The sequence below is a fragment of the Streptomyces sp. NPDC059454 genome, from assembly GCF_042749965.1.
Classification (GTDB): Bacteria; Actinomycetota; Actinomycetes; order Streptomycetales; family Streptomycetaceae; genus Streptomyces.
Window position 1 is genome coordinate 1 of the sequence record NZ_JBHYVC010000022.1, and the last position, 24816, is coordinate 24816.

Genomic DNA, 24816 nt, shown 5'->3' on the forward strand with positions numbered 1-24816 from the left:
CTCCTCGAACGCCGGAGGGGCTGAAGAGCAGCCCCTCCGGCGTTCGAGGACGAGGTTCGTCCAGGGCCGGCAATGCGCGGCGTTCAGATGCGCGGCGGGCGGGCTTCGTACGGGGTGGAGAGGACCACCGTCGTACGGGTGGAGACACCCGCCAGTGAGCGCACGCGGGCGAGCAGTTCCTCCAGTTCGTGCGGTGTGGACACGCGCACTTTCAGAATGTAGTTCTCGTCGCCCGCGACACTGTGGCAGGCCTCGATCTCGGGGACGCCGGCGAGACGGTCCGCGATGTCGTCGGGGGCGCTGGGGTCGAAGGGTTTGACCGAGATGAAGGCGGTCATGGGCAGGCCGACGGCCTCCGGGTCGACGACCGCGGCATAGCCGCGGATGACGCCACGCTGTTCCAGCCGGCGCACCCGCTGGTGCACGGCCGACGTGGACAGGCCCGTGGCCTTGCCCAGGTCTGTGTAGCTCATCCGCCCGTCCTTGACGAGCAGCTGCACGATCTGTCGGTCCAGCTCCTCCATGGCGCAAGAACCTACAGTGCGCTTGATCTCCTCGGATACCTGAGCCGCCCGGGTCATACCCGGTTCGTGATGTGCCGGGAACCGCCGCGCGCGGTCCGGGGGGACAAAGCCCCCGCACGGGGCACCCGCACGTGGCATGTGACGAATGCCACACCTGTCGGACGGTCTCCGTGATGTTCCCGTGATTACCCCGGAGGGGGGACGGGAAGTGCTTGCTGTGGTCGAGGCCGCAGTGCCTTCACGGCCCAGCCCGAGGGGGAGAACCCAATGCAGAGTCTTAAGCGCCTTGGTCGTACCACGTCCAAGCGGCAGCAGCCGGTCGTCGAGCTCGATCCGGAGTACGTCGAACCCGACGCCCCGGACGAGGAACCCGACGCCTACGACACCTTCGAGATGTACCGGGTCGTCTGCCCGGACTGCGCGCAGCCCATCGCCCTGCTCGCGGATGAGGACGTCCTGCCGGAGCACGCGCTGTGCGCCTCACCGTGGAACCCGTTCGGGCTCACGGTCTGCGCCGGCACCGGCCGCCGGGCCTCCGAGGCACGGCCGGCCGACGAATCCGTCACTCCCCAGGAGCAGGACACCGCCTTGCTGCTGACGCTCCCCCAGGGACTCGACTGGCGCACCCAGCCCTTCTCGCACGTCGGCGGTCCGGGCTCGCGTCCGATCCGGGTTCCGGCGATGCGGCGGCACGCCGCCTGAGCACGCGCCGGTACGAGGGCGGCGTCGTACGCCGCCCTCGTCCGCGTGGGACGGCGCCCTCGTCCGCGTGGGACGGCCGCGAACGCACGTCCTGTTCAGGGGGTCGGTGACCGCCCGGCCGCTCCCGCGTTGCCCGGGTATGACGACCCCCACGCACTCGACGACCGGGCGTCAACGCCATGTCCTCGTGCCACCGCCCACGGAGGCGGTCGCACCCGCGCCGCCCCGGCTCCCGGATCCGCCGATCTACCGCGATCTCATGCGGGCCTGGGCCGACCGGGGCCGCACGCTGCCCGGGCGGCAGGACCCGGAGTGGACCCGGCTCGCCGCGCCCTGGCGGGGGCCCGACCCGCTCAGCGGGTCTCCGGGCCCGCGAGGTGGCGGGCGATGACCATGCGCTGGATCTGATTGGTGCCCTCGACGATCTGCAGGACCTTGGCCTCGCGCAGGTAGCGCTCGGCGGGGAAGTCCGCGGTGTAGCCGTAGCCGCCGAGGATCTGCACGGCGTCGGTGGTGACCCGCATCGCCGTGTCGGTGCAGTGCAGCTTGGCCATGGCGGCCTGCTTGGCGAACGGCCGCCCCGCGTCGCGCAGCCGGGCCGCCGCCAGATACAGCGCGCGCCCCGCCTCGATCTGCGTGGCCATGTCGGCGAGCATGAACCGCAGTCCCTGGAAGTCGGCGATCGGCTTGCCGAACTGCCGCCGCTCGGTCGCGTAGCCGAGCGCCTCGTCCAGCGCCGCCTGGGCCAGGCCGATCGCGCAGGCGGCGATGCCGAGCCGGCCGCCGTCCAGCGCCGACAGGGCGATCGCGAAGCCCTGCCCCTCCTCTCCGACCCGCCGCGCGTCGGGGACCCGGACGCCGTCGAGATGGACCTGGGCGGTCGGCGAGCCCTTCATCCCCATCTTCTTCTCCGGCACGGCGGCGCTCAGCCCCTCGGCGTCACCGGGCACCAGGAACGCGGTGATGCCGCGCGGGCCCTCCTCACCCGTGCGGGCCATCACGGTGTAGAAGTCGGCGATGCCGCCGTGGGTGATCCATGCCTTGGTGCCGGTGATCACCCAGTCGCCCCCGTCGCGCACCGCCCTGGTGCGCAGGGAGGCCGCGTCGGAGCCCGAGGCGGGCTCGGAGAGGCAGTAGGCGCCGAGCAGGCCGCCGCCGAGCATCGCGGGCAGATGCTCGGCCTGCTGCTCCTTGGCGCCGTAGGCGGCGAGCGCGTAGGAGGCCAGGGTGTGCACGCTGACACCGAGGCCGACGGTGAGGCGGGCCGCGGCGAGCTCTTCGAGGACCTGGAGGTAGACCTCGTACGGCTGGTCGCCGCCGCCGTACTCGGCGTCGTAGGGCAGGCCGAGCAGTCCGGACTCGGAGAGCAGGGTGAACAGTTCGCGGGGGAAGCGTCCCGCGTCCTCCTCCTCGGCCGCCTGCGGGGCGACCTCGCGCTGCGCGATGTCGCGGACGAGCGAGATCAGGTCCCGGGCCTCGTCCGTGGGCAGTTGCCGGTCCACCGGCTGCGGGGCGCGGTCGGGCATGGCGACGCTCTCCTCCCTGTTCGGGCACATCGGCGTGCGCCTTGGGTGGAGGCGGCTCCGCCGGGGTCGTATCGGTGCCTGGCCGATGCTCGCACTCCCGGGTCTCGGAAGCTGCTGACCAGCGGCTGTGCGCTGCGAGTATGCCCGATCGGCCGCAGCAAGTCACTTGTTAACGACCGCTCACTTCAAGAAACCCCTCTCCGTCACGATCGGTCCGCACCATTGACCAACTGGTCCAGTCCTCCTGGTGTTTCGCTCCATCGGGTCATCGCGTTCATGACCATCGACTCGCGTTCCCCTCCCTCACGGGGAGACAACCGGATGCGATCCCCCACCGTCCCCGCACCCTGCGGGCGCTCGTGTCCGCCGCATGCGCCGCCGTGCTCGGCGCCGGACTGCTCGCCGGCGCGGGCGCCTCGGCCGCGACCGCGACCTCGGCTCAGGAGGCCGCCGGTTCCAAGGTCATCGGGTACTTCACCGAATGGGGCACTTACGACCGCGAGTACTACGTCAAGAACATCGGGACGCCGAGCTCCGCGGACAGGCTCACCCGCATCCGGGAGGACCCGAACACCTGCGGCGCCACCTGCGACACCAGCGGCCGGGACGCCTTCCGGAACCTGATGTCGGCGCTGCGTGCCACGTTCGGCTGCGGCGACCTGGTCACCGCGGCGATCACGGCGGACGCCACCCCGGGCGGAAGGATCGACGCGGCCGATGACGCGGGCGCCGCCCAGTACGTCGACTGGTACAACCCGATGACGTACGACTTCATCGGCGCCCGGGACGCGCCGGGCCCACCGGCCCGCACTCGGCGCTCACCTCGTACGACGGCATCCCGAAGGCGGACTTCCACGGTTCGGCGGCCATCGCGGGGCTCAAGGGTCTCGGCGTCCCCGCGTCCAAGCCGCTGCCCGGATCCGTCTCAGCCGTCGCGGCGGGCGGGCGCCGGTGCCGGGTGGGCGGGGTCCAGTTCCTCGATGGCGCGCAGGGCCCCGCCGAGCATCTTCACCAGCAGCTCGCTCATGGTCTCGCGGGACAGTTCACCGCGGTCGATCCACGCGAGCGCGGCACCCTCCACGCTGCACACCCAGGCCAGCAGCCCCATCCGCGCCACCGGTGCGATGTCGGTGCGGCCGTAGGCGCCCTCGGCGACGGTCGCGACGATGGCCTCGCGCACCCCGTCCCGGATCGCGTGCACCTCGGTGTCGAAGCCGACGCCGCCGCTGACGATCGCGCGGTAGGCGGCCTGGTTGTGCTCGGCGTACCGCAGATAGCTGTCGATGGTGCGGTGCACCCGCTCCACGGGCGGCAGTCCGGCCCCGCCGGCGGCGAAGGCGACCAGGCCGGCCACCGAGTCCTCGATGATCGCCAGGTAGTAGCCGCGCTTGGAGTGGAAGTAGTAGTAGATCAGCCCCTTGGCGACCTGCGCCTGGCGTGCGATGTCGTCCATCGAGAGCGCGTCGTACGACGTGTCCGCGAACAACCTCCGCCCGATGGCGATGAGTTCGGCGCGACGCGCGGACGAACGCTCGGTACCGCGCGCCGCGGGGCGTACGGCGGGCTGCCGGCTGATGTTCAATTTCGACCCAGGTCTTCCTGCGGGCGGTGGGACATCCCGCCGCAGTATGTCAGGTCGCCCCGAAGGCCCGGACCGGCATCCCCGTGACCTCGGGTTACAGCAGTCCCAGTTGGGTCACCAACATCGCGAGGACCACGACGAGGGTCCATCCCATGGCGTGTTCGAGGATCTTCGGGCCGTCCTCCCGGGGGCCGCCGGTGCGGGCACGAGTGACGGTGGCTGCGTTCGTGGTCATGGCTTCTCGCTGGTCTCTGTGGTGCGGTGGACTCCCCCTGCGACTGACGTCCACCTTGCCACCGTGAGCGGCTTTCGCGGCCGAGACATCGGTCACACGACAGGGGCCCCGGCCGCCCGGGGCCCGTCGGCCGGACCGGCTCAGCGCACGCCCACCGCCGCGAGCGCCCTGCGCTGCCGCGGGGTCGGCCGTGCCGGGAAGTAGAGGTAGCAGACTCCTCCGGTACCGGAGACCACCTTCCCGGAGGCGTTGTACCGCTTGGTCCGCAGCCAGATGTTCTCCCACTCGCGCCGCTCGTAGACACGGCGCACGGCCTCGTTGTCGTCCGAGGCGGGGTCGTTGGCGATCACATCGCCGTCGGTGGTGAAGCCGATCACCGTCATCAGATGCCCGGAGGTGCCGTACCCCGCCCCGGTCAGCTCCTCCGCCAGGAACGACTGCGACGTGATGGCCGGGATGCCCGCGGCGACCAGCGTCTCCAGGTCGGTGAGGGAGCCGAGGCGGGTGACCACGCCCTGGAGGCCCTCGAAGGTGGCCGCGTAGGCGGCGTTGAACGGCCAGTTGCCGCAGCCGGCGTACTGGTGGTCGTACGTGTACCGGGCCGCGTGGCAGATCTGCGGGTCGGTGTAGGACGGATCGACCCAGGACAGCTGCTCCTCGGTGAGCCGCCCGCCCCAGTACTCGATGATCATCTGCGAGGAGGTGGGGCTGCACCAGGCCTCGCCGCCGTTGTCGTACTCCGGGTACCGGCCCTTGTGGATCTCCTGCGAGTAGCGCGGGACGATCAGCTCCTCGGCGAGGCCGGGCTCCGAGGCGGGGACGGTGAACCGGTCGGGGACGTCGGAGCCCATCGCGCCGAGCCGCCACACCGTCGGGGTGAGCCGGGTGCCGGGGCGGCGGTGGAGGGTCAGCCGCAGCCGGTACGAGACGACGCGCAGGCCCGAGGCGGCGTCGTCCACGGAGAGCGTGTCCGTCCAGACGGTGCTCTTCCCGTCGCTCTGGCCGTCCACCGAGGTGCGCCGGACGTCCTGGTCGCCGGCGGCCCAGCGGCCCATGACGTACCAGGGGGTGTCCGTGCCGTCGGAGTACGTTCCCTTCAGCCCGATCTGGAGCCAGGTGCCCTCGGGGGTGTGCGCGTTCCAGGAGGCGATGACCTCCGTCGCCGGAACCCTGAGACGGTGCACGGGCGAGGTCCAGGTCGCGTACTCCCAGGCGGCCGTGCGGCCGGTGTGCGGGTCGGTGTAGTCCGTGGTGCCGGCGGGCCTCGCGATCACGAGGCCGGGGCGGACACCGGCGACGGCGCGGGTCCCGTCGACGGTGCCGCCGCGCCAGTCGGTGTACGAGATCCAGGCCCGGTTGTCGACGGGGCGGGCGGCGGTCCGGCCGGCGGTGCCGGTGGCGCGTCCGGCCGGGGTGCCGGCCGTCAGGGTGCCGGCGGACGCCGGGCCCACGCTCCCGGCGACGGCGGCGACGACCGCCGCGGCCAGGAGGTTTCTGCGGGACGGCAGTTCGGCTCTGCTCATGGGTGGAGGACCCCCAGGTGTCGGAGTCGGGACAGGACCAAAGCACGGCCGGCCGGACGGTGTACGTCCGCCGGACGGAGCGGGTGCGCCAACTATGAACGCAGCCGGGCGGATCCTGCCAGCACCCCGGCCGTACCGCGCCCGACCAACATGGGACTCGACCAATGGCGGGACCCGCGGCAGGCCTGTCCGGCCGAGGGCTCAAAGGCTTGAGGGCTTCTCCGTCCGGGCATCCGGGGCTCGTCCGTCCGGGGGCCTAGAGTGCTCCAGTAAGCCCTCCTCCCCCTTCCCCGCCCCAGGAACCAGCCATTCACGATCTCGCCTCCCGCATCCGCCGGCTCGCCCCCTCGTGCGGCCCGGTCCGGCTCGTCGGTGTCGACGGACACGCCGGCTCGGGGAAGTCGACGTTCGCCGTACGGCTGGCCGAGGCGCTGGGGGGCGCTCCGGTGCTGCGGCTCGACGACATCGCCAGCCACACCGAACTGTTCGACTGGACCGGGCGGCTGCTGAGCCAGGTGATCGAGCCGCTCGGCCGCGGCGAGACCGCGCACTACTCCCCCTACGACTGGCGGACCCGCCGCTTCGGACCGCCCCGCCCGCTGCCGCCCGCCCCCGTGATCGTCGTGGAGGGCGTCGGCGCGGGACGCCGGGCGCTGCGCCCGTATCTGGCGCTGCTGCTGTGGATGGATCTCCCCCGGGAGGAGTCCTGGTCACGGGGACGGACCCGCGACGGAGCGGAGCAGCGGGAGTTCTGGGACGGCTGGATCCGCGCGGAACACGAGCACTTCACCGGCGATCCCTCACGGCCCTTCGCCGGCCTTCTGGTGCGGCAGCGCCCCCAGGGATACGAGCTGCTTCCCGGGCCTGCCGGGGCGGGTGATTCACCCCCTCCCCTCACACACGGTGACGAGTCATCCGTGTTGTGGTGAACTCGTGAAGAGTGGTCCCGGACAAGTTGCCGGAGTACCCCAACTCGGCTTGACCGGGGGCGCGTACAGGTCTTACGTTCTCAATGTGCGGCCCTTCGGAGCCGCCGGCAGACGCGAAGCCCCCGGTTGTTCCCCCGTGATCGGGGGCTTCGTTCTGCCCTCCGCGCATTTTTCGGGCGCTCAGCGGCATATGACGATCACCCTGGGTCACCGCACGGGGTCCGCGCTCCCCCTCCCACCTCACCCTTCGGCGTGTACGGCACCCTACGGACGTGACGCCGCCGCAGGTACGATGCCCTCGGTGCGACCTACGGACGCCGCTTCGCGCACCTTGCAACTCCGGTCCGCGGCACAGCGGTTCGACCAACGGGAGCCGACGGGCGAGGACCGGCCGGCACACCGACGGGGGCACGGTTCGTGGGGGACGTGATGGACTTCGGCACGCAGAGCCCGCAGGCCCCGGCCGACCTCGCCTGGCTGCGAGGCGTGGACGCCTACACGATGGGCGCCTATCCGCAGGCGGAGGAGGAGTTCCGGGCCGCGGTGCGGATCGACCCCGGGATGGCCGACGGCTGGCTGGGTCTGCACGCGCTGCGCGTCGACACGACGACCGCGCTGCTCAGGATGTTCCGGCACCGGGAGCGCTTCGGCGAGCAGCGCACCCGGCACCGCCGCACCCTCAACTCCTGGTACTGGCTGGGCTGGTGGGTGCAGCCGGTACTGGAGAGCCCTCGCGATCTGCTGCTGGCGCACGCCTCCCACTGGCTGGACGGACGCCATGTCCCCGAACTGGACCGGGCGCTCGCCGGACTGCCCCCGGTGGACACCGATCCGCAGGTCCGTTTCCTGCACGCCTGCCGCGCCTACCTGGTCAAGGACTGGGAGCAGCTGGTCCGGCACACGGACTCCCTCGTCGAGGACCCGATGCTGGGCATCGAGGCCGGCCTGTTCGGCGGCATGGCACGGGTGCGACTGGAGATGTACGGACAGGCCGAACCGCTGCTGTCGGCGGCGCTGATGCGGTGCCGCAGCGAACAGCCGCAGCGCAAGGAGCTGCGCTACTGGCTGGCCCGCGCCCATGAGGGCACCGGCCGCAGCGCCGCCGCGCTCCCCCTGTACCGGGCCGTGCACCGGGTCGATCCGGCCTTCATGGACACCTCCGCCCGGCTCGCCGCGATCGCCGAGGGCGACGGGTACGACGACTCCGCCGATCTCGCCGCGATCACACTCACCGGGGCCGGGCAGGATGCCATGGACGGCCCCGACATGCTCGACCCTCTGTTCGGCACCGAGGGGCGTGACCTGCGGCTGTCCGAACCCGAGCCCGTGCCGGGTCCCCTTCCTCCGGTCACCGCTCCGGGCGTGCGGGAGCGGGCGGGCGCCGGGGCGTCACCGCTGCCCACCGGCCCCACGGACCCCGCGTTACTGGAGGAGGCACTCGCCGAACTGGAACGCATGGTGGGCCTGGAGCCGGTGAAACGGCAGGTCAAAGCGTTGTCGGCGCAGCTGAACATGGCGCGGCTGCGGGCCGGGCAGGGGCTTCCGGTACAGCCGCCGAAACGCCACTTCGTCTTCTCCGGACCGTCCGGGACCGGCAAGACCACGGTGGCCCGCATCCTCGGCCGGGTGTTCTACGCCCTCGGGCTGCTCGGCGGCGACCATCTGGTGGAGGCCCAGCGGGCGGATCTGGTCGGTGAGTATCTGGGGCAGACCGCGGTGAAGGCCAATGAGCTGATCGACTCCGCGCTGGGCGGGGTGCTGTTCGTGGACGAGGCGTACTCCCTGTCCAACTCCGGGTACGGCAAGGGGGACGCGTACGGGGACGAGGCGCTTCAGGTGCTGTTGAAGCGGGCGGAGGACAACCGGGATCATCTGGTGGTGATCCTCGCCGGGTATCCGGAGGGGATGGACCGGCTGCTGACCGCGAACCCGGGGCTGTCGTCGCGGTTCACCACGCGGGTGGACTTTCCCTCGTACCGGCCGCTGGAGCTGACCTCGATCGGTGAGGTGCTGGCGGAGGAGAACGGGGATGTGTGGGACGAGGAGGCGCTGGACGAGCTGCGGTCGATCGCCGGGCATGTGGTGGATCAGGGGTGGATCGACGAGCTGGGGAACGGGCGGTTCCTGCGGACGCTGTACGAGAAGAGCTGCGCTTACCGGGATCTGCGGTTGTCGGTGTATCCGGGGGCGTTGACTCGGGATGATCTGGCCACGTTGCGGTTGCCGGATCTGATGCAGGCGTATGGGGAGGTGCTGTCGGGGCGGGGGCCGACGGACCCACCGGGGTCGTGAGGCCCCGGTGGGCGGGCTGACGGGGGGGCGGGTGTCGGCTCGCCCCGCTGGAGGGGTGACTCCCCGCTCTCGGCTTCGCTCGAGCGGGGAGGACCCCCGTGAGCGGGAGGCGCCCCCACCGCCCACCCGTACCGCCCTGGGGGTACCTCCCAGGCCCTTGGGGCACTGGGGGAGGCACGGCTGCCCGCAGCTGAGGTGGCGCGGTTGCCCGCGGTCAGGTGGTCAGGGCCTCCTCCGGGGTTCCGCTCGCCCTCTGGGGGGTGACCGTCACCTCTCGGTGGGCGGGGTCGCGTACCTCGCCCACCAGGAGTTCCAGGACGTCCTCCAGGGCCACCAGGCCCACTGTCCTGCCGGAGGCGTCACAGACCTGGGCCAGGTGGGTCGCGGCGCGGCGCATCACCGTGAGGGCGTCGTCCAGGGGGAGTTCGGGGCGGAGGGTCGTCATCGGCCGCCACAGGCGCTGCGGGACGGCACGGTCGGAGTCCTCCAGGTCCAGTACGTCCTTGACGTGCAGGTAGCCCATGAAGGCACCGCTGTCCGCGGCCACCGGGAACCGGGAGTACCCGGTGCGGGCGGTGAGCTCCACGATCTGTCCCGGGGTGACCGCGGGCGTGACCGTCACCAGCGACTCGCGGTCCAGCAGGACGTCCGTCACCGGGCGGGAGCCCAGCTCCAGCGCGTCCTCCAGGCGCTCGGCCTCCTCGGGGTCGAGGAGACCCGCCTGGCCGGAGTCCTCCACCAGCCGGTTGAGCTGTTCGCTGGTGAAGACGGCCTCGACCTCGTCCTTCGGTTCGACGCGGAACAGCCGCAGGACGGCCTGGGCGCAGGCGCCGAGCGCGATCGTGACCGGCTTGCACAGACGGGCGAACCAGACCAGGCCGGGGCTCAGCCACAGCGCGGCCTTCCCGGGGGCCGCCATCGCCAGGTTCTTCGGGACCATCTCGCCGATGACGAGGTGGAAGAAGACCACCACGGCGAGCGCGATGACATAGCCGAGCGGGTGGATCACGCCGTGCGGCAGGTGCATCCACGCGAAGACCGGCTCCAGCAGGTGAGCGACCGTCGGTTCGGCGACGGCGCCCAGGGTCAGCGAGCAGACGGTGATGCCGAACTGGGCCGCCGCCATCATCTGCGGCAGGTGTTCCAGGCCGTACAGCACCTGGCGGGCGCGGGCGGTGCCGAGCGGTTCGATCTGGCTGCGGCGGACCGACACGAGCGCGAACTCGGCGCCGACGAAGAAGCCGTTGGCGAGCACGAGCAGCGCGGCGAAGAGGAGTTGCAGCACGCTCATCCGGCCACCTCCACCAGGGGCAGCGGGGCCGTTCTGACCAGGCGGACGCGTTCGGCACGGTAGTGACCGACCCTACGGACCGACAGCCGCCAGCCGGGCAGCTCCGCGCGGTCGCCGACGGCCGGGATCCGGCCGAGCAGATCGGCGACCAGGCCGGCCACCGTCTCGTAGGGGCCCTCGGGCACCTCCAGGCCTACGCGCAGCAGGGTGTCGACCCGGACGCCGCCGTCGACGTCCCAGGCGGGGTTGCCGTCCTCGGGCGGGGCGGGGACGAGTTCGGGGAGGTCCTGTCCGTCGTGCTCGTCACGCACCTCGCCGACGATCTCCTCGACGATGTCCTCCAGCGTGACGACGCCGGCCGTGCCGCCGTACTCGTCGACGACGACCGCGATGGGCTGCTCGCTGCGCAGCCGCGTGAGCAGCGGCCGTACGGGCAGGGTCTCGGGGACGAGCAGCGCCGGGCGGGCGATGCGGCCCACGGGGGTGCGCAGCCGGTCGCGCACGGACACCGCGAGGGCGTCCTTGAGGTGCACCATGCCGACGATCTCGTCGATCCGCTCCCGGTAGACGGGGAAGCGGGACAGACCGGTGGCCCGGGTCAGATTGACCACGTCCTCGGCGGTCGCCGAGGACTGCAGGGCGCTGACCTTCACGCGCGGCGTCATGACGTGCTGTGCGGTCAGTTCGCCGAGGGACAGGGTGCGGACGAAGAGGTCCGCCGTGTCCTGTTCCAGGGTGCCGGCCTGCGCGGAGTGCCGGGCCAGGGAGACGAGTTCACCGGGGGTGCGGGCGGAGGCCAGTTCCTCGGCGGGCTCGAGGCCCAGGGCCCGCACCAGGCGGTTGGCCACGGCGTTCAGCCCGGCGATGACCGGGCGGAAGAGCCGGGCGAACACGTGCTGCGGGCCGGCCACGAAGCGGGCGACCTGCAGGGGGCGGGACACCGCCCAGTTCTTCGGCACGAGTTCGCCGATCACCATCTGCACGGCGGAGGCCAGCAGCATGCCGACGACGACGGAGACACCGGGGACCGCGCCCTCGGGTATGCCGATGCCGGTGAAGGGGCCGTGCAGCAGTGCGGCCAGCGCGGGCTGGGCCAGCATGCCGACGACGAGGGAGGTGATGGTGATGCCGAGCTGGGTGCCGGAGAGCTGGAAGGAGAGTTCCCTCAGCGACTCGACGACCCGGCGGGCGCGCCGGTCGCCGCCCGCGGCGGCCCGTTCGGCGTCCGGTCGCTCGACGGTGACCAGGCCGAACTCGGCGGCCACGAAGAATCCGTTGGCCAGGATCAGCAGGAAAGCGGCTGCGAGAAGCAGCAAGGGGGTGGTCATGATGCCGCCGCCTCCGCATGGGCGCGGACCTCGTGGAACGGGTCCGCGCTTCGTCGGCAGGGGGCGGCGCAGGTACTACAGGACGATCCGTCCATCGCCGGAGAGGGTCACTCCTCGGGTAGCTGGAGCCCCTGTGCACCGGGCGGGGCGGCAGGGGCGGAAGGCGCGGTCCTCGCGCCTTCCGCCCACCAGATTAATCAAGACATGGGCGACTGCGTCAGGTGGACGTCCCCGGCGCTTCCCGGAGCCCGGCCCCGAACCGTTCCGGAGGGGCGGCCCCGGGTCAGCTCCTGGGTGCCTCGGGCCCGGCCGTGGAGTGGGCCTCGACGAGCGCCCGCAGGGCCCGCGCGTCGGCGACGGCCCGCTGTCTGGCGATGCCCGGCTGGATGCCGAGCGCGGGCAGGCTGGTGCCGTCGCTGAGGTCGAGGAAGACCCAGGGATCACCGGGACGGAGATTCACCCGCAGGACCTCCGCCCATTCCAGGCGGCGCCGGCTCACGATGTTGACGACGGTGACGCCCGTCCCGTCGGCGACGACCTTCGGCCGGGCCAGCAGGAACAGCACGCCGGCCAGCAGCGCGGCGGTGAACACGAAGCTGATCCGCTCCCCCGGACTGAGCTGGTCCAGCAGCAGCGCGATCAGGGTGATGACCACGAAGAGCGCGGTGCCGGCCGTGAGCAGCACCGCACGGGTGCGGCCCGGGCGGAAGGTGACGGGCAGTTCGGGCAGCCGGCCCGCGGTCGCGTCGGACATGGTGATGCTCCGGGCCCGGTCAGAGGCGGCAGGCGTGGATGGCCGTGGTGAGGATGGCGCGGGCGCCGATGTCGTACAGGTCGTCCATGATCCGCTGTGCCTCCTTGGACGGGACCATCGCGCGGACGGCGACCCAGCCCTCGTTGTGCAGCGGGGACACGGTGGGGGACTCCAGGCCCGGGGTGAGGGCGACGGCCTTCTCGAGCTGCTCGACGCGGCAGTCGTAGTCCATCATCACGTACGTCCGGGCGACCAGGACGCCCTGGAGGCGGCGCAGGAACTGCCGCACCTTGGGCTCCTCGCCGTCCGCGCCGGTGGTGGGGGTCCTCCCGGGCGAGTGTGTGCGAGCCCGGGGGAGGATGACGACGGCCTCGGACTGCATGATCGGCTCGCCGACGACCTCCAGGCCGGCGTTGCGCAGCGAGGTGCCCGTCTCGACGACGTCCGCGATGACCTGGGCGACACCGAGCTGGATGGCGGTCTCGACGGCGCCGTCGAGGTGGACGACGGAGGCGTCGATGCCGTTGTCGGCGAGGTGCCCCGCGACGATGCCCTCGTACGAGGTGGCGACCGTCTTGCCCTTCAGGTCCGCCAGGCCGCCGATGGTGCCCGGCTTGGTGGCGTAGTGGAAGGTGGAGCGGGCGAAGCCGAGGGGGAGGATCTCCTCGGCTTCGGCACCGGAGTCGATCAGCAGGTCGCGGCCGGTGATGCCGATGTCGAGCTGCCCGGAGGCGACGTAGATGGCGATGTCGCGCGGACGGAGGTAGAAGAACTCGACCTCGTTCGCCGGGTCGACGATCCGCAGTTCCTTGGACTCGCGGCGCTGCCGGTAGCCGGCCTCATGCAGCATCTCCGCCGCAGGGCCGGACAGGGAACCCTTGTTGGGGACGGCGATGCGCAGCATGAGGTCGGCTTCCTTCGTGTGAGGGGGTGCGGCGTGAACGGAAGGGTTCACAGGTGGGCGTAGACGTCGTCGAGGGAGATGCCGCGGGCGACCATCATCACCTGGACGTGGTACAGCAGCTGCGAGATCTCCTCGGCGGCCGCCTCCTTGCCCTCGTACTCGGCGGCCATCCAGACCTCGGCGGCCTCCTCGACGACCTTCTTGCCGATGGCATGGACGCCCTTGTCGACCAGCTCGGCGGTGCGGGAGGTGGCGGGGTCGCCGTGGGCGGCCTTCTGCTGGAGCTCGGTGAAGAGCTCCTCGAACGTCTTCTTGGACATGGTGGTCCTTACCCTACGCGGTGACGGGGCCTGCTCACCGCCAGGGTTCGGATACTGAACGCAGGCAGGCCGCGGTCGCCACGGCCGCGGTGACCGCCTCGTGGCCCTTGTCCTCGCTGGAGCCGGGCAGTCCGGCGCGGTCGAGGGCCTGCTCCTCGTCGTCACAGGTGAGCAGACCGAAGCCGACGGGCACGCCGGTGTCGACCGACACCTGGGTGAGGCCCTGGGTGACGCCCTGGCACACGTAGTCGAAGTGGGGCGTGCCGCCCCGGATGACGACGCCGAGGGCGACGACGGCGTCGTAGCCGCGGCCTGCCAGGACCTTGGCGACGACCGGGAGTTCCCAGCTGCCGGGGACCCGGAGCAGGGTCGGCTCGTCGATGCCGAGGTCGTGCAGGGCGCGCAGGGCGCCGTCCACCAGTCCGTCCATCACCTTCTCGTGCCACTGCGCCGCGATGACGGCGACCCGCAGGTCCCCCACATTGCGTACGGACAACTCCGGTGCACCCTTGCCGCTCACGTCTCTCCTCGGTGGTTCTCGTTACTGGTTGCCGCAGGCGGGCACGGTCGGCGTGTCCAGCCAGGGCAGGTCGTGGCCCATCCGGTCCCGCTTGGTGCGCAGGTAGCGGAGGTTGTGCTCGCTCGCCGTGACGGGCATCGGCTCGCGTCCGGTGACCTCGATGCCGTGGCGGACGAGCGCGTCGGACTTGTCGGGGTTGTTGGTCATCAGGCGGACGCCGCGGACGCCGAGGTCGGTGAGGATCTGCGCGCCGGCGGCGTAGTCGCGGGCGTCGGCGGGCAGGCCGAGTTCGAGGTTGGCGTCGAGGGTGTCCCGGCCGCGCTCCTGGAGTTCGTAGGCGCGCAGCTTGGACATCAGGCCGATGCCGCGTCCCTCGTGTCCGCGCAGGTAGACCACGACTCCGCGGCCCTCGGCCTGGATACGGTCCAGGGAGGCGTCGAGCTGGGGGCCGCAGTCACAGCGCCGGGAGCCGAAGACGTCGCCGGTGAGGCATTCGGAGTGGACGCGGACGAGGACGTCCTCGCCGTCGCCGATGTCGCCGTGGACGAGGGCGACGTGTTCGACGCCGTCGACGGTGGAGCGGTAGCCGTACGCGGTGAAGGTGCCGTGGGAGGTGGGCAGGTGGACCTCGGCCTCGCGGCGGACGGTGGGTTCGGCGGAGCGTCGGTAGGCGATCAGGTCCTCGATGGAGATGATCGTCAGGCCGTGCTTGCGGGCGAACGGGATCAGCTCGGGCAGCCGGAGCATGGTGCCGTCCTCGCCGGCGATCTCGACGATGGCGCCGGCCGGGCGCAGACCGGCGAGGCGGGCGAGGTCGACGGCGGCCTCGGTGTGGCCGTTGCGCACCAGTACGCCGCCGGAGCGGGCGCGCAGCGGGAAGATGTGGCCGGGGCGGACGAAGTCGTCGGCCCGCGCGGTGCCGCTCGCCAGCAGCCGGAGCGTGGTCGCGCGGTCGGCGGCGGAGATGCCGGTGGTCACGCCGTGGGCGCCCGAGCCGTCCACGGTGACGGTGAACGCGGTCCGCATGGACTCGGTGTTGTTCTCCACCATCAGCGGGATGCCGAGCCTGTCCAGCTCCTCGCCCTCCATGGGGGCGCAGATCATGCCGCGGCACTCGCTCATCATGAAGGCGACGATCTCGGGGGTGATCTTCTCCGCGGCGACGACGAGGTCGCCCTCGTTCTCGCGGTCCTCGTCGTCGACGACCACGACCGGGCGGCCGGCCGCGATGTCGGCGACGGCCTGCTCGACGGGGTCGAGCATGAGGTCCTCGACGCCGTCGGTGCTGTACAGGATCGGTGCCGTGCTCATGCGGGCGCTCCTTCCAGAGTGGGCCGCGCGTCGCGGGAGCGCAGCCACCAGTCGCGCAGTCCCCACAGGACGAGCGCGCCGTAGATGACGTAGACGAAACCGGAGAAGGCGAAGCCGTTGGCGAAGTTCAGGGGGACGCCGACGAGGTCGACGAGCAGCCAGGCGAACCAGAACTCGACCATGCCGCGGGCCTGCGCGTACATGGCGACGATGGTGCCGACGAAGATGTAGGCGTCCGGCCAGGGGTCCCAGGACAGGGACGGGTAGAGGGTGAACAGCCCGCCGACGGCGAGGGTGCCGACGGCCGCGGCCCCCAGGAGGAGAAGTCGTTCGGGGTTGGTCGCGAACCGTACGGCGACGGAGCCGTCCTGCGCCTGCCGCCGGCCGCGGTTCCACTGCCAGAAGCCCCAGGCTGCGACCAGCATGACGACGACCTGCTTGCCCGCGCTGCCCGAGAGGTGGGCGGTGGCGAAGGCCGTGAAGAGGATCAGCCCGGAGACGAACTGGGCGGGCCAGGTCCAGATGGAGCGGCGCCAGCCGAGGGCGAGGGCGATCAGACCGACCACGTTGCCGATCATGTCCGACCACTTGATGTGCTGGTCGAAGAGGGTGAAGGCCTCGGAGTTGAGCCAGTTCACCGGGCCGCCCCCTCACCGGTGGCGCGGTCGCCGAGCATCCGCTCGACGTACTTGGCGATGACGTCCACCTCGAGGTTGACCGGGTCGCCGGGCTGCTTGATGCCGAGCGTGGTCAGGGCGAGGGTGGTGGGGATCAGGCTGACGGTGAAGAAGTCGGGTCCGGCTTCGACGACGGTGAGGCTGATGCCGTCGACGGTGATGGAGCCCTTCTCCACTACGTAGCGGGAGAGGCCGGCGGGCAGGGAGATCCTCACGATCTCCCAGTTCTCCGACGGCTCGCGCTCGAGGATCTTGCCGGTGCCGTCGACGTGCCCCTGGACGATGTGGCCGCCGAGGCGGGAGCCGACGGCCGTGGGGCGTTCGAGGTTGACGCGGGAGCCGACGGCGAGGACGCCGAGGCTGGAGCGCTTCAGGGTCTCCGCCATGACGTCGGCGGTGAACTCGTCGCCCTCGTGCTCGACGACCGTGAGGCAGACGCCGTTGACGGCGATGGAGTCGCCGTGCCTCGCGCCTTCGGTGACGACGGGGCCGCGCAGCCGGAAGCGACAGGCGTCGTCGAGGGTCTCGACGGCGGTGATCTCACCCAGCTCTTCGACGATTCCGGTGAACACTTCCCGGGTCCTCCTGCCTCTTCGGGCACGGACTCCGGGGCTGTCGATGACGACAGAAACCGCGGACGAGGACACCGGGAGCGACGCCGGACAGGGCTCGCCCACACGGCGAACCGGTACGGCGGCGCGCATGGATGCCCGCCCGCCGCGCACTGCCTCCCATCCGGACTTTAACCGTCGGTCCAGGAATTTCACCTGGTCAACCGGTCGCTGGAGGCGACCGGGTCGCGGACTGTAACCGCCGGTTCGGACTTTCACCGACCCCGGAGTGCGCTGCTACTGGTACAGGGCCAGTGTGCCACGACCGGCCGTCGTCCATGCGGGCGAGGGCTGTGGAGTGGCTCACAGGAAGTGACGCGGAGACCGCCGAGAGTCGCGCGAGGAACAACTTCCCCGCCGTGACGCCCGCCTGACGGTCCGCCGAATTGGTCCATACCTATTGACGTTGTGGTCTAGTCCTCTTAGGGTCCGAGCCACCTTCCGTGGAGAGGAACCCACTGTGCCGCCCCCCTCGCGCCCCGGAGCGGGACCCGCGCCGCTCGCCTCCGCCGCCGCCGGCCTGCTGCTCGCCGCCAACCCGGCCACGGGGATGACGTGACCGGGCGTGGTCGGCGCGGAGATGGACCCGCAACTGCCCTACCAGGGCCACTTCGACCTGTTCAACAAGGTCAAGAAGCAGCACCCGGACATCAAGACACTGATCTCGGTGGGCGGTTGGGACGAGACCGGCGGCCACTTCGACGACTCCGCCCGGTGAGCCCGGCAACTGCGCCGGCCCGGCCTGGAACGCCTCGATCGCGTACGGCGGGGGCAGCGTGGTCTCCCACGGGGGGCACGCCTGGAAGGCACAGTGGTGACACAGGGCGAGGAGCCCGGCACCACCGGCGAATGGGGAGTCCGGCGGGTCCAGGGAACCTGCTGACCCCGTAGGACCGGCCCGGCGGCGGTGACGACGGCCCTTGCCCGCCGCCGGGCCTCACCACGCGCGGATGCGCCCGGCGCCGGACCCGGAGAAGCTGGACTCCGTACGGGGCGGGTCCCGGGACCGATGTCACATCCGCCGGTGGTCGATCCGTCCCGGCCGACGTGGGGTGCTCCGTCGGGGAGCCCCGGGGGTCCGAAGGGACGGAACAGCATGACCACGATCCTGGTGACCGGCGGTACCGGCACGCTCGGCCGGCACGTCGCCGAACGGCTGCGGACGGGCGGGCACGAGGTGCGGGTGCTCAGCCGGCACGCACGGCCGTACGCCGTCGATCTGCGCGAGGGCGGGAGCGGACTGGACGAGGCCGTCGCGGGCGTGGACACGATCGTGCACTGCGCGACGTCATCGCGCGGTGGCGACGAGGAGGCCGCGCGGAACCTGATCGCGGCGGCCCGGCGAGCCGGGGTGGGGCACCTCGCGTACATCTCGATCGTCGGTGTCGACCGGGTGCCGTTCGGTTACTACAAGTCCAAGCTGGCGGTGGAGCGGCTGGTCGAGGACTCCGGGATCGGCTGGACGGTGCTGCGCGCGACCCAGTTCCACGACCTGGTCCTCACGGTGCTCCAGGGCATGGCGAAGCTGCCGGTCCTGCTGCTGCCCGCCCGGGTGAAGGACCAGCCGGTCGACGTCACGGAGGTCGCGGACCGCCTGGCCGAGCTGGCCCGGGGCGCGCCGGCGGGCCGCGTCGACGACATGGGCGGTCCGGAGATCCGGACGTTCGACTCCCTGGCCCGCGCGTATCTGAAGGCCACGGGCCGCCGCCGCGCGGTGGTGAAGGTCCCGCTGCGCGGCGCGGCCTACGACGCCTTCCGCGAGGGCGGTCACCTCGCCCCGGAGCGGGCGGTCGGCAGGGGCACGTTCGACGAGTACCTGACGAAGCGGTTCGGAGCCGGCGTCACACACCGGTGAACGGGACGGCCGCCTCCCTCCCCCGCCGCGGCGGCCAAGCGGCCGGCCCGGCCGCGACCGGACAGGGCGGGTCACCTGCCCGGCCGAACCCGCCCGCGGCCGGGCTCCGACGCCGGGATCTCCGGAACGGTCCGGCCCGGCCCGGCCGGCGGTGTTCAGCGGCCGGCCGGGCCGTGAGCGGAGGCTAGTGCCCGGGCGCGCCGAACAGTTCGTCCTGGGCCTGGTCGCGGGCCGTCAGGAGGGCTCCGCGGAGCACCGCGCCGCCGCCCAGGGTGCTGGGCCGTACGTCGGCGGGCAGGGGTGACAGGGCGGCCAGACGGTCCCGCACCCGCGCGGCGAGCACCTCGCCGCCGGCCTGGCCGACCTCACCGCCCAGGACCACGTGGCCGGGATCGAGCAGCGCGACCACCGAGGCGACGCCCACCGCGATCCGGTCGGCCAGGGTGTCGAGGAAGCGTGCCTCGGGGGAGGCGGGTCCGGCCGCCGCGACGGCCGTCCGTACCGCACCCGCCGCCGGCGGCTCGGTCCCCGGCTCCGCCACGACGCCGTGCTCCTCCGCCAGCTCCGCGACCGCCGCCGCCCCCACCAGGGAGTGGAAGCCGCCCCCGCAGTCGGTGGCCGAGGGCAGACCGCGGGTGCCCGGGACGGGGAGGAAGCCGATCTCGCCCGTACCGCCGGAGGCGCCCTTGCGGAGGATCCCGTCGAGGATCACGGCGGCGCCGGTGCCGTGCCCCAGCCACAGCAGGACGAAGGTGTCCCGGTCGCGGGCCGCTCCGTCGCGCTGCTCGGCCAGCGCGGCCAGGTTGGTCTCGTTCTCCACGCTGACCCGGGCCTCGGGGAACCGTTCCTGGAGCGCGGCGACCAGGCGCCGGTGCCACTCGGGCAGGCCCGTGGAGTCGCGCAGTTCGCCGCTCGCGGGGTCGATCAGCCCGGGCGCCCCGATCCCGACGGTGTGCAGCCGGTCGGCGCCCGCCTCCTTCACCGTCCGCTCGACCAGCGCGACCGCCTGTTCGACCGCCGGTCCGGTCCCCGCGTCCCCGGTGATGGGCAGGGCGGCCTCGGCCAGTACGCCGCCGACGAGGTCCGACACGACCACGGTGACGCCCTCGGTGCGGACGTCCAGCGCGGCCAGGTGCGCCCGGTCCGCGACGATGCCGTACAGCTTGGCGTTGGGGCCGCGCCGCTGCTCTCCCGCCTCACCGGCCACCGCGATGAGTCCGGCCGCGGTGAGCCGCTCGACGAGGTCGGCGACGGTCGGCCGGGACAGCCCGGTCAGCTGCTTCAACTGCCCTGCGGTCAGCGGGCCTTCCTGTTGGAGCAGGCGCAGGGCGAGCCGGTCGTTGATGGCTCTGGCGGTGCTCGGGGATGCGGCCATGCCGGGATCCTTCCAGATCGGCGGAACCGGTCGGTGCGAGGACCGACGGCGCGGTGCGCGGGGACCGGTCGACACCCCTTATCTTTCAGGCAGGGTTCCTGATAGTTTACGGCGGCGCGTGCGGAGACCGACGACCGGGAGGGGCGGGACAATGAGCGCAGTGGTCCATCGACAGCTCGATGTGAGGCGGGCGCGGTACGCCGTGGCCGCCGTGTTCGCCGTGCACGGCGCCGTCACCGGCTCGTTCGCCACCCGCGTCCCCTGGATCCAGGACCACGCCGGGGTGAGCGCCGGGCAGCTGGGCCTCGCGCTCGCCTTCCCCGCGCTCGGGGCGTCCGTCGCGATGCCGCTCGCGGGAAGCATCAGCCACCGGTTCGGCGCCCGCACGGCGCTGCGCGGTCTGATCGCGCTGTGGACGCTCGCGCTGATCCTGCCGTCACTCGCCCCGAACCTGCTGACCCTCTGTCTGACCCTGTTCGTCTACGGCGCCACGGCCGGCATGTCCGACGTGGCGATGAACGCGCTGGGCGTGGAGGTGGAGAACCGGCTCGACAAGTCGATCATGTCCGGGCTGCACGGCATGTGGAGCGCCGGCGCCCTGGTCGGCTCGGCGGCCGGCACGCTCGCCGCCCACCTCGGCACGGACGCCCGGCTGCACCACGCGCTCGCGGCCGCCGCCTTGACGGTGGTGGGCGTGACCGCCTGTACCTGGGTGCTCGACCTGCAGCCCGCCGAGGACGAGGAGCCGCCGCCGCGGTTCGCGCTGCCGCCCCGCTCCGCGCTGCTCATCGGCGCGATCGGTTTCTGCGCGGTGTTCGCGGAGGGCGCGAGCCTGGACTGGTCGGCGGTCTACCTGCGCGACCAGCTGGAGACCTCGGCCGGTCTCGCGGCGGCCTGCACCACCGGTTTCACGCTCACCATGGCGGTCGCCCGGATCGCCGGGGACCACGTGGTGGACCGCTACGGCGCCGTGCGCACGGTCCGCGCGAGCGGTGTCGTCGCCCTGCTGGGCGGACTGCTGATCGTGTTCGCCGAGCACCCCGCGACGGCGATGGGCGGGTTCGCGCTGATGGGGCTCGGCATCGCGGTGGTCGTGCCGCTGTGCTTCGCCGCCGCCGGCCGCAGCGGCGCCAACCCGAGCCTGGCGATCGCGGGCGTCGCGACCATCACCTACACCTCGGGGCTGATCGCCCCGAGCGCGATCGGGCTGCTGGCCCAGGCGACCAGCCTGGTGGTGTCGTTCGTCCTGGTGACGGTGCTGTCGTGCGGCATCGCGGGCTTCGCGAGCGTGCTGCGCGCGGGAGACCGTACGAAGGTCACGCGTCCGGACGCAGCAGTTCCCGAGCCCCGTCCCTGAACGCCTCGCTCCAGGGCGCCGGGCGCAGGGTCGTGGCGTCCAGCCGCACCAGCACCCGGCTGCCCCGCGCGTAGGTCTCCGCCCCGTCCGCCGAGCAGAAGCGGAAGCCGTACGTGAGTCCGGTCGTGCCGAGCCGCTCCAGCCACAGGTGGACCGCGTACGTACCGGCGCGGGTCACCGGGGCCTCGTAGCCGATGCGCAGTTCCCGGACCGCGTTGCAGGCGTCGCCGGCCGCCACCCAGTCGCCGTCGAAGCGGACGCCCTTCTCCTGCCACAGCTCGGTCCACGCCCGCTCGACGAGCAGCGGATAACGGGCGTTGTGCAGCAGCCCCAGCGCGTCGAGGTCGTCGAAGTGGACGGTCACGGGGACCAGCCGGCCGTGGAGCAGGGCGGGGGCGAGCGGGGCTTCGGCGGTCACGGGTGGGACTCCTGGGACGTACGGAATGAGTGCCGCTCTCCATCGAACAGCGGTGCGCCCTCATCCTAAGCAGACGCTCAGCCGGGCCGGCCGCGCCCGCCCACCCGTACGAAGCACTGCTGCCCAGCCCTCACAATGGTCCGGACACGCTGCACATACGAACGAAAGCGACAGCCCATGGATCTCGGCGTCAGGTGGACACTCCACGGGGACGGCCGCACCCCGGCCCCCGGCGCGGTGGTCCGCCCCGACGAACGGCTCTCCTGGCCGCGCACGGCGGGTCTGGGTGCCCAGCACGTCGTGGCGATGTTCGGGGCGTCCTTCGTCGCCCCGGTGCTCATGGGTCTGGACCCCAACCTGGCGATCATGATGTCGGGGGTCGCGACCGCCGTCTTCCTGCTCGCCACCCGCGGCCGGGTGCCGAGTTACCTCGGCTGCTCGCTCTCCTTCGTCGGCGTCGCCGCGGTCATCCGGGCCGACGGCGGCTCCAGCGCCACCGTCACCGGCGCCGTGTTCGTGGTCGGGGCCGCGCTGTTCCTGGTGGGTCTCGCGGTGCGGCGGTTCGGAGCGCGGATCATCCACGCCGCGATGCCGCCGATCGTCACCGGCGCGGTGGTGATGCTCATCGGCTTCAACCTGGCACCGGTGACCGCCTCCACCTACTGGCCGCAGGACCAGTGGACCGCCCTGTTCGTGATGCTGTTCACCGGTCTGGCCGTGGTCTGTCTGCGCGGCTTCTGGTCCCGGATCGCGATCTTCCTCGGGCTGGTCTTCGGGTACGTCCTGTCCTGGGCGCTCGACCGGGTCTTCGGCCGGATCCACTCGGCGGACGCGAGCGGCCAGGTCACCGACCACTGGCGCCTGGACCTGTCCGGCGTGGGCCGGGCCGACTGGATCGGACTGCCCACCCTGCACGGCCCGTCCTTCGAGTGGTCGGCGGTCCTGGTCGCCCTGCCGGTGGTCATCGCGCTCATCGCCGAGAACGCGGGGCACGTCAAGGCGGTCGGCGAGATGACCGGCGACAACCTCGACGACAAGCTCGGCACGGCCATCTCCGCCGACGGCGTCGGCTCCATGCTGTCCACCGCGGTCGGCGGCCCGCCCAACACCACCTACTCCGAGAACATCGGCGTGATGGCCGCGACCCGCGTCTACTCCACGGCCGCGTACTGGGCCGCCGCCGGCTTCGCCCTGCTGTTCGGTCTCTGCCCGAAGTTCGGCGCGGTCGTGGCGGCCGTCCCGGGCGGGGTGCTCGGCGGGATCACCGTCATCCTGTACGGCATGATCGGCCTGCTCGGCGCGCAGATCTGGACCAACGCCAAGGTGGACCTGCGCAATCCGCTGAATCTCGTACCGGCCGCGGCGGGCATCATCATCGGCGTCGGCAATGTCTCGATCGAGTTCACCGACACCTTCTCGCTCAGCGGTATCGCGCTCGGCACGCTGGTCGTCATCACCGGCTACCACGCGCTGCGCGCCTTCGCGCCCGCCCACCTCAAGACGCAGGAGCCGCTGCTCGACGAGGGCACGTCCTCCTACGACACCGACGGCACCGGGGGCGATCAGCGCGCCAGGTCGTAGGCGTACGACGGGGTGAAGGTGCCCGGCGCCCCCTTGCAGCCGTCGGACTCCCCCGGCAGCTTCACCCACAGGTAGGCGTCGATGCCGGCCTCCCCGGTGCTCAGCGTCGGGGTCCGGCCGAGCTTGCGGCCCGCGGGGTCGCACCATGCGCCGTCCGACGGGGCACCGTTGCCGTTGCGGCTGGTGTCGATCACCGCGCCGAGGCCCGGCGGGCCGCCGAGGGCGTCCAGCACGGCACGGTCGTAGGCGATCTCGTCGGCCGTGGCGTGGAAGTTGGAGACGTTGCTGAAGACGCCGTCGGAGGAGGCGGCCGAGGCGGCCCCGGCCTGCCGCAGCAGGGCGGCCTGCTCGGCCGGGGCGTTCCAGCCGGAGTGCCCGGCGTCGAAGTAGACCCGCGCCCGGGGACCGGCCTCCTTCAGCACCCGGCCGGCCCGGGCCAGCGAGGCGAAGCGGTCGGCGCGCTGCCCGGCGGAGAGGCACTCGGACAGGGCGATCGCGTCGGGCTCCAGGATCACGATGACCTCGCTGTCGCCCAGTCCGGCGGCGAACCGGTCGATCCAGGCGTCGTAGGCGGCCGGATCGGGCGCCCCGCCCTGGGAGTGCCCGCCGCAGTCGCGGTCGGGAACCGCGTACGGCACGAGCACGGGCACCCGGCCCTGCGCCGCGCCGCCCGACACCACGGCACGCACCCGGGAGGTGATCGAGTCCGGGGAGTAGTCCGCGAACCACACGGCCGCCGGCCGGTCGGCTATCCGGGACTCGATGACCGCGCGGCGCGGGTCGTCGGGGTGCTCCCGCACCCAGTCCAGCACCTGGGACTCGGGGTGGCGGTAGAGACGGGTGGACACGGGGGCGGCCCGCCGCTTCTTCCCGGCCCCGGTCGCGGACGCCTTCGGGCTCGCCTTCTTCTCCGGACTCGCCGTGGGTGAAGGGGACCTCGTCGCCGACGGGGAGGGTGACGGCGGGGGCACGACGGGCAGCGGTTCCAGGCGTGGTGACGAGGTCACCCCGGGACGGGCCTCGTCCGCGCCGCGCCCGTCACCGACCGCCGACATCATCCCGGTGGCGGTGCCGACCGCGACCACCACGGAGGCCGCCGCGACCATCGCGCCGCGCCGGGCGGCACGCCGGCGCTCGGCCCTCCGCGCGGACAGGCGCCGGGCACGCGAGCCTGACACGGTGCTGCTCCCCTCCCCCACGA

23 protein-coding genes, 2 pseudogenes and 1 riboswitch are annotated in these 24816 nt (G+C 72.3%); of the genes and pseudogenes, 8 read left to right on the forward strand and 17 right to left on the reverse strand.

Going from position 1 to position 24816, the window contains the following annotated elements; all coding sequences use genetic code 11:
* Nucleotides 1–83: 83 nt before the first annotated feature.
* Entirely contained in the window at nucleotides 84–524 is a 441-nt protein-coding gene (locus ACFXAE_RS17310) for an Lrp/AsnC family transcriptional regulator (RefSeq protein WP_030867874.1), read from the reverse strand.
* Between the two features lie 267 nt (nucleotides 525–791).
* Here ACFXAE_RS17310 and ACFXAE_RS17315 point away from each other — a divergent pair, with 267 nt between their 5' ends.
* The gene (locus ACFXAE_RS17315; RefSeq protein ID WP_384714846.1) at nucleotides 792–1226 is read left to right on the forward strand and encodes a hypothetical protein; all 435 of its coding nucleotides are present in this window, start codon (nucleotides 792–794) and stop codon (nucleotides 1224–1226) included.
* Between the two features lie 353 nt (nucleotides 1227–1579).
* Here ACFXAE_RS17315 and ACFXAE_RS17320 read toward each other — a convergent pair whose 3' ends face one another.
* Complete coding sequence (locus tag ACFXAE_RS17320) at nucleotides 1580–2752, reverse strand: acyl-CoA dehydrogenase family protein (protein WP_384715107.1); 1173 nt, start codon at nucleotides 2750–2752, stop codon at nucleotides 1580–1582.
* A gap of 326 nt (nucleotides 2753–3078) precedes the next feature.
* Here ACFXAE_RS17320 and ACFXAE_RS17325 point away from each other — a divergent pair.
* Nucleotides 3079–3671, forward strand: a pseudogene (locus tag ACFXAE_RS17325) (glycosyl hydrolase family 18 protein); the annotation flags it as partial.
* A gap of 6 nt (nucleotides 3672–3677) precedes the next feature.
* Here the strand turns inward: ACFXAE_RS17325 and ACFXAE_RS17330 are convergent.
* The 3 genes from ACFXAE_RS17330 to ACFXAE_RS17340 all read right to left on the reverse strand — a co-directional run bounded on the left by ACFXAE_RS17330 (nucleotide 3678) and on the right by ACFXAE_RS17340 (nucleotide 6092).
* The gene (locus ACFXAE_RS17330; RefSeq protein ID WP_384714849.1) at nucleotides 3678–4334 is read right to left on the reverse strand and encodes a TetR/AcrR family transcriptional regulator; all 657 of its coding nucleotides are present in this window, start codon (nucleotides 4332–4334) and stop codon (nucleotides 3678–3680) included.
* Nucleotides 4335–4428: 94 nt separating this feature from the next.
* Nucleotides 4429–4569 carry an SCO1431 family membrane protein gene (locus ACFXAE_RS17335; protein ID WP_384714852.1) on the reverse strand — a complete coding sequence of 47 codons (141 nt, stop codon included), beginning with the start codon at nucleotides 4567–4569 and terminating at the stop codon, nucleotides 4429–4431.
* A gap of 140 nt (nucleotides 4570–4709) precedes the next feature.
* Nucleotides 4710–6092 (reverse strand): peptidase C39 family protein, encoded by a 1383-nt coding sequence (locus ACFXAE_RS17340; RefSeq protein WP_384714855.1) that lies wholly within the window; start codon nucleotides 6090–6092, stop codon nucleotides 4710–4712.
* A gap of 308 nt (nucleotides 6093–6400) precedes the next feature.
* Between ACFXAE_RS17340 and ACFXAE_RS17345 the strand changes: the two genes are divergently transcribed.
* Together ACFXAE_RS17345 and ACFXAE_RS17350 are read left to right on the forward strand one after the other, a co-directional pair.
* Complete coding sequence (locus ACFXAE_RS17345) at nucleotides 6401–7021, forward strand: uridine kinase (RefSeq protein ID WP_384715110.1); 621 nt, start codon at nucleotides 6401–6403, stop codon at nucleotides 7019–7021.
* Nucleotides 7022–7450: 429 nt separating this feature from the next.
* On the forward strand, nucleotides 7451–9313 hold the full coding sequence (locus ACFXAE_RS17350) for an AAA family ATPase (RefSeq protein WP_384715113.1): 1863 nt from the start codon (nucleotides 7451–7453) through the stop codon (nucleotides 9311–9313).
* 214 nt (nucleotides 9314–9527) lie between these two features.
* Here the strand turns inward: ACFXAE_RS17350 and ACFXAE_RS17355 are convergent, their stop codons facing one another.
* The 9 genes from ACFXAE_RS17355 to ACFXAE_RS17395 form a co-directional block, all read right to left on the reverse strand.
* Nucleotides 9528–10604: a hemolysin family protein gene (locus tag ACFXAE_RS17355; RefSeq protein ID WP_384714858.1), complete on the reverse strand. Its 1077-nt coding sequence runs from the start codon at nucleotides 10602–10604 to the stop codon at nucleotides 9528–9530.
* A complete protein-coding gene (locus ACFXAE_RS17360) occupies nucleotides 10601–11932 on the reverse strand; it encodes a hemolysin family protein (RefSeq protein ID WP_384714861.1) in 1332 nt (443 codons plus the stop codon). The genes ACFXAE_RS17355 and ACFXAE_RS17360 overlap by 4 nt, the downstream gene beginning before the upstream one ends.
* A gap of 283 nt (nucleotides 11933–12215) precedes the next feature.
* The gene (locus ACFXAE_RS17365; protein WP_384714864.1) at nucleotides 12216–12686 is read right to left on the reverse strand and encodes a PH domain-containing protein; all 471 of its coding nucleotides are present in this window, start codon (nucleotides 12684–12686) and stop codon (nucleotides 12216–12218) included.
* A 19-nt stretch (nucleotides 12687–12705) separates the two neighbouring features.
* Nucleotides 12706–13590, reverse strand: a complete 885-nt coding sequence (gene hisG / locus ACFXAE_RS17370) for an ATP phosphoribosyltransferase (protein ID WP_384714867.1) — start codon at nucleotides 13588–13590, stop codon at nucleotides 12706–12708.
* Nucleotides 13591–13637: 47 nt separating this feature from the next.
* Complete coding sequence (locus ACFXAE_RS17375) at nucleotides 13638–13910, reverse strand: phosphoribosyl-ATP diphosphatase (RefSeq protein WP_029383007.1); 273 nt, start codon at nucleotides 13908–13910, stop codon at nucleotides 13638–13640.
* Between the two features lie 34 nt (nucleotides 13911–13944).
* Nucleotides 13945–14430 carry a 6,7-dimethyl-8-ribityllumazine synthase gene (gene ribH, locus ACFXAE_RS17380; protein WP_384714871.1) on the reverse strand — a complete coding sequence of 162 codons (486 nt, stop codon included), beginning with the start codon at nucleotides 14428–14430 and terminating at the stop codon, nucleotides 13945–13947.
* A 21-nt stretch (nucleotides 14431–14451) separates the two neighbouring features.
* Nucleotides 14452–15741: a bifunctional 3,4-dihydroxy-2-butanone-4-phosphate synthase/GTP cyclohydrolase II gene (locus ACFXAE_RS17385; protein ID WP_384714874.1), complete on the reverse strand. Its 1290-nt coding sequence runs from the start codon at nucleotides 15739–15741 to the stop codon at nucleotides 14452–14454.
* Nucleotides 15738–16379: a nicotinamide riboside transporter PnuC gene (locus tag ACFXAE_RS17390; RefSeq protein ID WP_384714877.1), complete on the reverse strand. Its 642-nt coding sequence runs from the start codon at nucleotides 16377–16379 to the stop codon at nucleotides 15738–15740. Before ACFXAE_RS17390 ends, ACFXAE_RS17385 begins: the two co-directional genes overlap by 4 nt.
* On the reverse strand, nucleotides 16376–16990 hold the full coding sequence (locus ACFXAE_RS17395) for a riboflavin synthase (protein WP_384714880.1): 615 nt from the start codon (nucleotides 16988–16990) through the stop codon (nucleotides 16376–16378). Before ACFXAE_RS17395 ends, ACFXAE_RS17390 begins: the two co-directional genes overlap by 4 nt.
* A 145-nt stretch (nucleotides 16991–17135) precedes the next feature.
* Nucleotides 17136–17266, reverse strand: a riboswitch (FMN riboswitch).
* A gap of 292 nt (nucleotides 17267–17558) precedes the next feature.
* Between ACFXAE_RS17395 and ACFXAE_RS17400 the strand changes: the two are divergent.
* Nucleotides 17559–17738: pseudogene (locus ACFXAE_RS17400) on the forward strand (hypothetical protein); the annotation flags it as partial.
* Between the two features lie 387 nt (nucleotides 17739–18125).
* Nucleotides 18126–18884 (forward strand): SDR family oxidoreductase, encoded by a 759-nt coding sequence (locus tag ACFXAE_RS17405; RefSeq protein WP_384714883.1) that lies wholly within the window; start codon nucleotides 18126–18128, stop codon nucleotides 18882–18884.
* 184 nt (nucleotides 18885–19068) lie between these two features.
* Here the strand turns inward: ACFXAE_RS17405 and ACFXAE_RS17410 are convergent, their stop codons facing one another.
* A complete protein-coding gene (locus ACFXAE_RS17410; RefSeq protein ID WP_384714886.1) occupies nucleotides 19069–20259 on the reverse strand; it encodes an ROK family transcriptional regulator in 1191 nt (396 codons plus the stop codon).
* 151 nt (nucleotides 20260–20410) lie between these two features.
* Here ACFXAE_RS17410 and ACFXAE_RS17415 point away from each other — a divergent pair, with 151 nt between their 5' ends.
* The gene (locus tag ACFXAE_RS17415) at nucleotides 20411–21616 is read left to right on the forward strand and encodes an MFS transporter (protein ID WP_384714889.1); all 1206 of its coding nucleotides are present in this window, start codon (nucleotides 20411–20413) and stop codon (nucleotides 21614–21616) included.
* Here the strand turns inward: ACFXAE_RS17415 and ACFXAE_RS17420 are convergent.
* Nucleotides 21576–22034 carry an acyl-CoA thioesterase gene (locus tag ACFXAE_RS17420; protein ID WP_384714892.1) on the reverse strand — a complete coding sequence of 153 codons (459 nt, stop codon included), beginning with the start codon at nucleotides 22032–22034 and terminating at the stop codon, nucleotides 21576–21578. The two genes, ACFXAE_RS17415 and ACFXAE_RS17420, sit on opposite strands and share 41 nt — an antisense overlap.
* Before the next feature lie 177 nt (nucleotides 22035–22211).
* Here ACFXAE_RS17420 and ACFXAE_RS17425 point away from each other — a divergent pair, with 177 nt between their 5' ends.
* Nucleotides 22212–23615: a uracil-xanthine permease family protein gene (locus tag ACFXAE_RS17425; protein ID WP_384714895.1), complete on the forward strand. Its 1404-nt coding sequence runs from the start codon at nucleotides 22212–22214 to the stop codon at nucleotides 23613–23615.
* On the opposite strand, the gene ACFXAE_RS17430 is transcribed toward ACFXAE_RS17425, so the two are convergent.
* Complete coding sequence (locus tag ACFXAE_RS17430; RefSeq protein ID WP_384715116.1) at nucleotides 23597–24721, reverse strand: glycoside hydrolase family 6 protein; 1125 nt, start codon at nucleotides 24719–24721, stop codon at nucleotides 23597–23599. The genes ACFXAE_RS17425 and ACFXAE_RS17430 overlap by 19 nt on opposite strands.
* Nucleotides 24722–24816 lie beyond the last annotated feature (95 nt).

Excerpts from the sequence above, each read along its gene's own strand:
- ACFXAE_RS17405 (WP_384714883.1), top strand. The coding sequence starts at position 18,126 with ATGACCACGATCCTGGTGACCGGCGGTACCGGCACGCTCGGCCGGCAC.
- ACFXAE_RS17320 (WP_384715107.1), bottom strand. The coding sequence starts at position 2,752 with ATGCCCGACCGCGCCCCGCAGCCGGTGGACCGGCAACTGCCCACGGAC.
- ACFXAE_RS17315 (WP_384714846.1), top strand. The coding sequence starts at position 792 with ATGCAGAGTCTTAAGCGCCTTGGTCGTACCACGTCCAAGCGGCAGCAG.
- ACFXAE_RS17385 (WP_384714874.1), bottom strand. The coding sequence starts at position 15,741 with ATGAGCACGGCACCGATCCTGTACAGCACCGACGGCGTCGAGGACCTC.
- ACFXAE_RS17350 (WP_384715113.1), top strand. The coding sequence starts at position 7,451 with ATGGACTTCGGCACGCAGAGCCCGCAGGCCCCGGCCGACCTCGCCTGG.
- ACFXAE_RS17375 (WP_029383007.1), bottom strand. The coding sequence starts at position 13,910 with ATGTCCAAGAAGACGTTCGAGGAGCTCTTCACCGAGCTCCAGCAGAAG.
- ACFXAE_RS17365 (WP_384714864.1), bottom strand. The coding sequence starts at position 12,686 with ATGTCCGACGCGACCGCGGGCCGGCTGCCCGAACTGCCCGTCACCTTC.
- ACFXAE_RS17335 (WP_384714852.1), bottom strand. The coding sequence starts at position 4,569 with ATGACCACGAACGCAGCCACCGTCACTCGTGCCCGCACCGGCGGCCCC.
- ACFXAE_RS17360 (WP_384714861.1), bottom strand. The coding sequence starts at position 11,932 with ATGACCACCCCCTTGCTGCTTCTCGCAGCCGCTTTCCTGCTGATCCTG.
- hisG (WP_384714867.1), bottom strand. The coding sequence starts at position 13,590 with ATGCTGCGCATCGCCGTCCCCAACAAGGGTTCCCTGTCCGGCCCTGCG.
- ACFXAE_RS17355 (WP_384714858.1), bottom strand. The coding sequence starts at position 10,604 with ATGAGCGTGCTGCAACTCCTCTTCGCCGCGCTGCTCGTGCTCGCCAAC.
- ACFXAE_RS17410 (WP_384714886.1), bottom strand. The coding sequence starts at position 20,259 with ATGGCCGCATCCCCGAGCACCGCCAGAGCCATCAACGACCGGCTCGCC.
- ACFXAE_RS17310 (WP_030867874.1), bottom strand. The coding sequence starts at position 524 with ATGGAGGAGCTGGACCGACAGATCGTGCAGCTGCTCGTCAAGGACGGG.
- ACFXAE_RS17415 (WP_384714889.1), top strand. The coding sequence starts at position 20,411 with ATGAGCGCAGTGGTCCATCGACAGCTCGATGTGAGGCGGGCGCGGTAC.
- ACFXAE_RS17425 (WP_384714895.1), top strand. The coding sequence starts at position 22,212 with ATGGATCTCGGCGTCAGGTGGACACTCCACGGGGACGGCCGCACCCCG.
- ACFXAE_RS17430 (WP_384715116.1), bottom strand. The coding sequence starts at position 24,721 with ATGGTCGCGGCGGCCTCCGTGGTGGTCGCGGTCGGCACCGCCACCGGG.
- ACFXAE_RS17340 (WP_384714855.1), bottom strand. The coding sequence starts at position 6,092 with ATGAGCAGAGCCGAACTGCCGTCCCGCAGAAACCTCCTGGCCGCGGCG.